Below are 7773 nucleotides of genomic sequence, written 5' to 3' on the forward strand. Positions count from 1 at the left end.
ACAAAACGCCCGATGAACTTCATCGGGCGTTTCTAACCGCGAACAGCGGTGCGTAGGTGTCAACCTATGTCAGGACGAGTCACTCGCGCGATCACGCGCAACCGGGCATGATCAAGCCGGAAACACACCCGTCGACAGATAACGGTCGCCGCGGTCGCAGACGATAAACACGATCGTCGCGTTCTCGACCTGGCGCGCGACCCGCAGCGCCACTTCGCACGCGCCGCCCGACGAGATGCCGGCAAAAATCCCTTCGACGGACGCGAGGCGCCGCGCCATCGCTTCAGCGGCGGCCTGGCTCACGTTTTCGACGCGGTCCACGCGGCTGCGATCGAAAATCTTCGGCAGATACGCTTCCGGCCACTTGCGGATGCCAGGAATGCGCGAGCCCTCTTCCGGCTGCGCGCCGATGATCTCGATCGCCTGATTCTTTTCCTTCAGGTAGGTGGAGACGCCCATGATCGTGCCTGTCGTGCCCATCGACGACACGAAGTGCGTGATGCGCCCTTCAGTGTCTTGCCAGATTTCCGGGCCGGTTCCTTCGACGTGCGAGGCCGTATTGTCCGGGTTCGCGAACTGGTCGAGGATGATGCCCTTGCCCTCGCGCTGCATCTGCTCGGCGAGGTCGCGGGCGTATTCCATGCCGCCCGTGACCGGCGTCAACACGATCTGCGCGCCGTAGGCCGCCATACTCTGACGGCGCTCAACCGAAAGATCCTCCGGCATGATCAGCATCATCTTGTAGCCGCGGATCGCCGCTGCCATCGCCAATGCGATGCCGGTGTTGCCGCTAGTCGCCTCGATCAGCGTGTCGCCCGGCTTGATGCGGCCGCGTGCTTCCGCTTTCTTGATCATCGACAGTGCCGGGCGGTCCTTCACCGAACCCGCGGGGTTGTTGCCCTCGAGCTTCGCGAGGATCACGTTGTTGCGACTGCGGATATCGTCGTCGGGGAGCCGGACGAGTTGCACGAGCGGCGTATTGCCGATCGTGTCTTCAATCGTTTTGTAAGCCATATCGGTTCTGGAGTTGGCGATGCGCGGAGTGTTCAATCTATTGATTCTAAACCACCGTGCGTGCGCCTGCCGCGCGGCCCTTCTGCCCGCATGGATGCAGCGCCGACGTACGGCCCGTGCGTGGAGCCCATTCACCGCGAAAAACCGGCGCAGAAAACTTGCAAAAAGCCCGCGGCCGGGAGCCGCGGGAGCCAGTCATCTGTATGACAGCTGAAGGAGTGTTCTTGCCAACTCCGACCATGAAGGGGAACTACATCAGTGGGCCTTGCGCGCAGGTGACCAGCCCCGCGCACAAGGCCAGCGTCAGGCTATTTCTTCACCGCCACAGTGGCGTTGCTCTTTTGCGTATTGGCCGCAGCGGCCGCGTTGGTGGCGTTGCCCGCAGTGGCCGCGCCTTTGGTTTGGCCAGCCGCCGCAGTCTGCGCGCCAGCAGCCGCGCCAGCCGGACCGACAGCGAGACCCTCCGCCTGCAGGCGCTCGACGGTATGCCCGCCCATGCCTTTGACGCGCTTGCCGAGATCGGCCGGGTCCTTGAATGGACCATGCGCTGCACGCTCGTCGAGAATGGCTTTCGCTTTGGCAGCACCGATGCCCTTGATGCCGCGCAGCGCGTCCTCGTTAGCCGTGTTGACGTCGACCGCCGCATACGCGTGGCCGAAAGCGGCGAGCATGGCCGCGGTAACCAGAATTTTTCGAAACATATGGAATCTCCCTTGTACAACCGGTTGGCGACCATCACCAACCGGGAGATTCCAGTTTAAAGAGGGATCCGAAAGATTTACACCTGGCCGAATAGCCAACGTACGTAACGATCGACGCCTTCCTGTACGCTCAAAAACGGCGCGTCGTAGCCCGCCGCGCGCAGCTTCGTCAGATCTGCTTGCGTGAAGCATTGGTACTTGCCGCGCAATGCATCGGGGAACGGAATGTATTCGATCAGCCCGCGCTGCACCTGGTCGGCGAGCGACAACGGCGCTTCGTTGTTCAGCGAGCGTAGCGTGTTGACCACCGTGCTCGCGATGTCGTTGAACGGCTGCGCGCGGCCGCTGCCCAGGTTGAAGATGCCCGACTTGTCCGGATTGTCGAAGAAGAACAGGTTGACCTTCACCACGTCTTCGACAGAGACGAAATCGCGCGTCTGTTCGCCTGCGGCATAACCGTTGTATTCGCCGAACAGCTTGACCTTGCCTTCGGCGCGGAACTGGTTGAAGTTGTGAAACGCCACCGACGCCATGCGCGCCTTATGCGTTTCGCGCGGACCGTACACGTTGAAGTAACGGAAGCCTGCGATCTGGCTCTTCGCGGTGGGCAGCACGCGGCGGATCACCTGGTCGAACAGGAACTTCGAATAGCCGTACACGTTCAGCGGCTGCTCGACTTCGCGCTCTTCGACGAAACGGCTCGAGCCGCCGTAAGTGGCCGCAGAGGACGCATACAGAAACTGGATGTTCTGCGCAAGACACACGTCGAGCACGTCGCGGCTATAGCGGAAGTTGTTGTCCATCATGTAGCGGCCGTCGGTTTCCATCGTGTCCGAGCAGGCGCCTTCGTGGAAGATCGCGCGCACTTTGCCGAAGTCGCCGCGCTTGAAGCGCTCGACGAATTCGGTCTTGTCGAGGTAGTCATCGATTTCGCAGTCGACGAGGTTCTTGAATTTGTCCGCGCGCGTGAGATTGTCGACAGCGATGATGCGTTGCTCGCCGCGCTCGTTGAGCGCCTTCACGAGATTGCTGCCGATAAAGCCGGCCGCGCCGGTGACGATGAGGGTCATGATGGTCCTGCGCTAATGAGCTTTGCATGGGATCGGAGTAAGCGCTAAAGCGCTAACTCCAATCGACAAGTTCAATTGACGCCCCGCGGTCCCTGCCCGCGCGCCGCAATCCGGCGCAAAGCAGGAGTCTGAGCGGGCCGCGTCAATGAAAGAGTTCGTCGTAGTCGACGGTAGCGGTGCCGAGTTTGCCGACCACGATGCCGGCTGCGCGATTCGCGAGTCCGACCGCCTCGACCAGCGTGAGGCCCGCGCCGAGCATGGCGGCGAGTGTGGCGATCACGGTGTCGCCCGCGCCCGATACATCATACACTTCGCGTGCCACGGCCGAAGCGTGCAGGATGCCGTCGTCGGAGAAGAGCGTCATGCCCTCTTCCGAGCGCGTCAGCAGCAGCGCCTTGAACTCCAGATCGGCGCGTAGTTTGGTCACGCGTGCGATCAGATCTTCCTCGGACTTCCACTGCCCGACCACTTCGCGCAACTCGGCGCGATTCGGCGTGATCAGCGTCGCGCCGCGATAGCGCTCCCAGTCGTCGCCCTTCGGATCGACCAGCACCGGCTTGCCCGCTGCATGCGCCTTTGCAATCATCTGCGTGACGTGCGTGAGACCACCCTTCGCGTAATCGGACATCAGGATCACGTCGTGCGACGGCAGCAGGTCGTCGAAACGGGCGAGGCCCGCGAGCAGCACTTCGTGCGCCGGCGTGTTTTCGAAATCGACGCGCAGCAACTGCTGCTGACGCGACAGCACGCGCAGCTTGATCGTCGTGAGCAACGCGGGATCGCGTTCGAGATGCGGCGTCACGCCGCTATCGCCCAGCAGCTGCACGATGCGCTCGCCGGGTTCGTCGTGGCCGACCACGCACAGCAAACCCGCTTGCGCACCGAGCGCCACCGCGTTGCGCGCCACGTTCGCCGCACCGCCGAGCCGGTCTTCCTGACGCTGCACATGCACGACCGGCACCGGCGCTTCAGGCGAAATGCGGTTCACGTCGCCGAACCAGTAGCGATCGAGCATCACGTCGCCAACTACCAGCACGCGCGCTGCGCCGAGCTGTTCGCGCGGCACCACGGTGAGCGCCGGCGCCGGCGTGGACAGAGCGCCCTCAGGCATTGTTCGGGACATCGGCCGGAAGTTCAGAGGGTTGGGCATAAGGGCGTCCAATCGAGTGATAGTCGATGCCGAGCTCGGTCATCGCGTCCGGTTCGTACAGATTGCGGCCATCGAAAATCAGCGGCGACTTCAGCACCGATTTCAGATGCACGAAATCCGGGCTCTTGAATTCCTTCCATTCGGTGACGATCACGAGCGCGTCGGCGCCGGTGAGCGTTTCGTCCTGGGTACTCGTGAAATGCAGGCGCGCGAGCTGGTCCGGCGCATCGTGCAAGTCAATCGCGAAAACGCGGCGTGCTTCGGTGACGGCGACCGGATCGTACGCGCGAACCTTGGCGCCACGCTTGAGCAATTCAGCAATCACGCGACGGCTCGGCGCCTCGCGCATGTCGTCGGTATTCGGCTTGAACGCGAGGCCCCACACCGCGAAGGTGCGTCCGCTCAGATCCTCACCGAGCTTCGCCGTGATCTTGCGGACCAGCACGTCCTTCTGCTTGTAGTTCACTTCCTCGACCGCTTCGAGAATGCGCAGATTGTGACCAATTTCGCTCGCGGTGCGAATCAGCGCCTGCACGTCCTTGGGGAAGCATGAACCACCATAGCCAGCACCGGCATACAGGAAGTGATAGCCGATGCGCGGGTCCGAGCCGATACCGCGACGCACCGCTTCGATATCCGCGCCGACGCGATCCGCCAGATTCGACATCTCATTCATGAACGAGATGCGCGTGGCGAGCATCGCATTGGCTGCGTATTTCGTGAATTCGGCCGAGCGCACGTCCATATACAACGTGCGATCGTGATTGCGATTGAACGGCGCGTACAGACGCTTCATCAGTTCGCGCGCGCGCAGGCCGGCTTCGTCTTCGTCGCTGCCGATCACGATGCGATCGGGGCGCATGAAGTCGTCGACCGCCGCGCCTTCTTTCAGAAACTCAGGATTGGAGACTATGGAGAAGCGGTGCTGCTCACTGCTGGCGAGCCCACGCCTGGCCAGTTCCTCCCCGACCACCGCGTGCACGCGCTGCGCGGTGCCAACCGGCACCGTCGATTTGTCGACGATCACCTTGAAGCCGTTCATCGTGCGGCCGATGTTGCGCGCCGCCTCGAGCACGTATTGCAGATCGGCTGAGCCATCCTCGTCGGGCGGCGTGCCGACGGCGATGAACTGCACGTCGCCGTGCGCGACACTCGCTTCGATGTCCGTTGAAAACGTGATGCGGCGAGCCGCGCGCGTGCGGGCAATGATCTCCTGCAAACCCGGCTCGTGGATCGGTACGCCGCCGTTGTTGAGGATTTCGATCTTGCGCGGGTCGACGTCGAGACAGAAGACGTCGTGACCGATTTCAGCGAGACACGCGCCAGTGACGAGGCCGACATAGCCTGTGCCGATAATGGTAATTTTCATACGTTTTCCGGTAGAAGGTTCCGGTGATGATTCCCGGTGGTAAGGCCGGTTATGAACACGTTATGAGGTTCGCCCACGCCTGCGCTGTTGCCATGCGCGTAGCGAGGCAACCGCGGAGGCAACCGCACGGCCAATACCGCCGCCGCCACCGCGGCGTCAATTCGACGCCGTGATCGGTTCGACGCGACGCGGCGCATAGGTCTCCCAACCGCTGCAGCCCGGGCACTGCCAGTAGAAAAGCCGCGCCCGAAAGCCGCAATTCTGGCACGTATACCGTGGCAGATTTTTTGTGCGCTGACGGATCAGCGTACGCATCAACTCGAGTTCGCTGCGCCGCGGCTCTTCCGCGACGGCTTGCTGCGCTTCCAGCAGACGCGTCATGCCCGCCAGATTAGGCGACTTCTGCATCTGCGAGCGCGCGAGCGCGTGGGCCGCATCGGGCCCGCGCAACGCCGCGACGTGCTGATACGCGACGTCGAGCAGATCGTTCGACGGATAGCGGTCCACCCACGTGGTCAGCAGATCTGCGCCCTCTTGCGGACGGCCGAGCGCTTCGTAGGCCTTCATCAGTTTTTCGGCGACGAGCGGCAGATACGCCGGATTCTGCTCCTCGACGCGCCGCCATTGGCCGATGGCGGCTTCTTGCGCGCCGCCTGCCGCATCGACGTCGCCGAACAGGATCGTGGCGCGCACGTTGGTCGGATTGGCCTTCAACGCAAGGCCAAGCTGACGGCGCGCCTCGTCCGGGTTTTTCTGTTGCAGCGCTTCCTGCGCCAGTTCGCAATGGAATTGCGCGATTTCCTTGTCGAGCGATTCGGCGCCCATCGTTTCCAGATGGCGCGCGGTGTCGATCGACTTGACCCAGTCTTTCTCGATTTCGTAGATGGTCAGCAGCGCGCGTTGTGCGCCCAACGCGTAGTCGCCAGTTTCGAGCGAGCGGAAGGTTTCCTCCGCGCGATCGAGCAGGCCCGCTTTCAGGAAGTCTTGCCCCAGTTCGTAGAGCGCGTGATCGCGCTCAGTGACGGGCAGATCCGCGCGGCTCAGCAGGTTCTGGTGCACGCGGATCGCTCGATCCGTTTCACCGCGGCGCCGGAACAGATTTCCCAGCGCGAAGTGCAACTCGACCGTTTCCGGGTCGAGCTTGACCACTTCGATGAACGCATCGATCGCTTGATCAGGCTGCTCGTTGAGCAGGAAATTCAGGCCGCGGAAATACGAACGCGGCAGGTTGGCGCTTTCGGACAGCAGCGTCTTGAGGTCGTAGCGCGCGGCCATCCAGCCGAACGCGAAAGCGACGGGTATGACAAGCAGCCACCAGAAGTCTAGATCCATGCGATTAATGCAAAAGAACGGGAAGGCGAAAACGGAAAGCCGCGCGCTTGCCGTACGCGCGGCGGAACAAAGCTCAGATCAGCGGCGGCATCGGCGGTTGTTCGACCACCATCGGCGTTTCGCGCGCCACCCGCAACTCGCGCTTGAGCCGGCCGTTCTCCAAGCGCAAACGCACCATGGCCGGAATCGACGACACCAGTCCGGCCAGCAGCCCGACCACGAAAAAGGCGAGCCCAATCAGGATCAGCGGAGCCGGCCATGCGTAGCCAGCCAGGAAATTCAGCGTAGCGGGTTGCGTGTTGGAGAGCGCGAGCACCAGCAGCAGCACGAACACCAGTACACGGATCAGCCAGACGATAAATTTCATGAATAGGTCTCTTGACGGCAGTTGCGGAGTGACGCCGGCTTGATGACGCGTCGCGCCACGGTGTTGCCCGCGCCGAAGTGACCCGTATTGTAATTGAAGCCCTCGCGGCTGGGCAGGAACTGGCTGATTGCGGACTTACGCGAGTTTTATCCTGCCGCAAGCGAATGCATTGACCAGTCCCGTCCGATTTCAGGATGCGCCGTGCGGCCAGCGACACCACACCCAGCGCGCACAGACGAAAAAAAAGCGCCCGAAGGCGCCTTTTCTTGTCTTTTGCCGTCTGGCTTCGGCCGCTGATGCAACCGATGCCACGCTGCAAACCGCTCAGCGGAGCATTTACAGGTCGTCGTCATCCGGCTCTTCGGCCTTCAGCGGTTCGCCCGAACGCCGGTCGACCCGCTCGCGCAATTCCTTGCCCGGCTTGAAGTGCGGTACGTACTTCTCAGGTACCAGTACCTTCTCGCCAGACTTCGGATTACGCCCGACACGGGAAGGACGGCGGTTGAGGCCGAAGCTGCCGAAGCCGCGAATTTCGATGCGATGACCGTTGGCAAGCGCCTCCGACATCGCATCAAGCATCGTCTTCACCGCGAAATCCGCATCTTTCAAAACAAGCTGCGGAAATCGCGTAGCCAGCTGGGCGACCAATTCCGATTTGGTCATACTGCAGCAGACCTCTCAAGAAAACGCCGGGCCGCCCCCAAGTTTTCCGCCCCGCAGGAAGTCCCCCGCCCCGAAGGAAGTCCCCTTGGGGGATTGGAGGATTGTCC

The 7773-nt window shown here is 62.3% G+C and carries 8 protein-coding genes; all 8 read right to left on the bottom strand.

Translation table 11 applies throughout. From position 1 onward, the window contains the following. Positions 1 to 111: 111 nt before the first annotated feature. Positions 112 to 1014 (bottom strand): cysteine synthase CysM, encoded by a 903-nt coding sequence (cysM, locus tag AC3WLT_RS36550; protein WP_492596424.1) that lies wholly within the window; start codon positions 1012 to 1014, stop codon positions 112 to 114. A 308-nt stretch (positions 1015 to 1322) separates the two neighbouring features. Then, positions 1323 to 1715: a ComEA family DNA-binding protein gene (locus AC3WLT_RS36555; protein ID WP_492596425.1), complete on the bottom strand. Its 393-nt coding sequence runs from the start codon at positions 1713 to 1715 to the stop codon at positions 1323 to 1325. Between the two features lie 77 nt (positions 1716 to 1792). Further along, positions 1793 to 2785 carry an ADP-glyceromanno-heptose 6-epimerase gene (gene rfaD / locus AC3WLT_RS36560; protein ID WP_492596426.1) on the bottom strand — a complete coding sequence of 331 codons (993 nt, stop codon included), beginning with the start codon at positions 2783 to 2785 and terminating at the stop codon, positions 1793 to 1795. 142 nt (positions 2786 to 2927) lie between these two features. Beyond that, a complete protein-coding gene (gene rfaE1, locus AC3WLT_RS36565; protein ID WP_492596427.1) occupies positions 2928 to 3935 on the bottom strand; it encodes a D-glycero-beta-D-manno-heptose-7-phosphate kinase in 1008 nt (335 codons plus the stop codon). Further along, positions 3889 to 5304 (bottom strand): UDP-glucose dehydrogenase family protein, encoded by a 1416-nt coding sequence (locus AC3WLT_RS36570; RefSeq protein ID WP_492596428.1) that lies wholly within the window; start codon positions 5302 to 5304, stop codon positions 3889 to 3891. Before AC3WLT_RS36570 ends, rfaE1 begins: the two co-directional genes overlap by 47 nt. A 156-nt stretch (positions 5305 to 5460) precedes the next feature. Continuing rightward, on the bottom strand, positions 5461 to 6636 hold the full coding sequence (lapB, locus tag AC3WLT_RS36575) for a lipopolysaccharide assembly protein LapB (RefSeq protein WP_492596429.1): 1176 nt from the start codon (positions 6634 to 6636) through the stop codon (positions 5461 to 5463). 73 nt (positions 6637 to 6709) lie between these two features. Beyond that, on the bottom strand, positions 6710 to 7003 hold the full coding sequence (locus tag AC3WLT_RS36580; protein WP_492596430.1) for a LapA family protein: 294 nt from the start codon (positions 7001 to 7003) through the stop codon (positions 6710 to 6712). A gap of 336 nt (positions 7004 to 7339) precedes the next feature. Further along, complete coding sequence (locus tag AC3WLT_RS36585; RefSeq protein ID WP_074300394.1) at positions 7340 to 7666, bottom strand: integration host factor subunit beta; 327 nt, start codon at positions 7664 to 7666, stop codon at positions 7340 to 7342. Positions 7667 to 7773: the final 107 nt, after the last annotated feature.

It is taken from the genome of Paraburkholderia sp. FW306-2-2C-D06C (genome assembly GCF_058781505.1).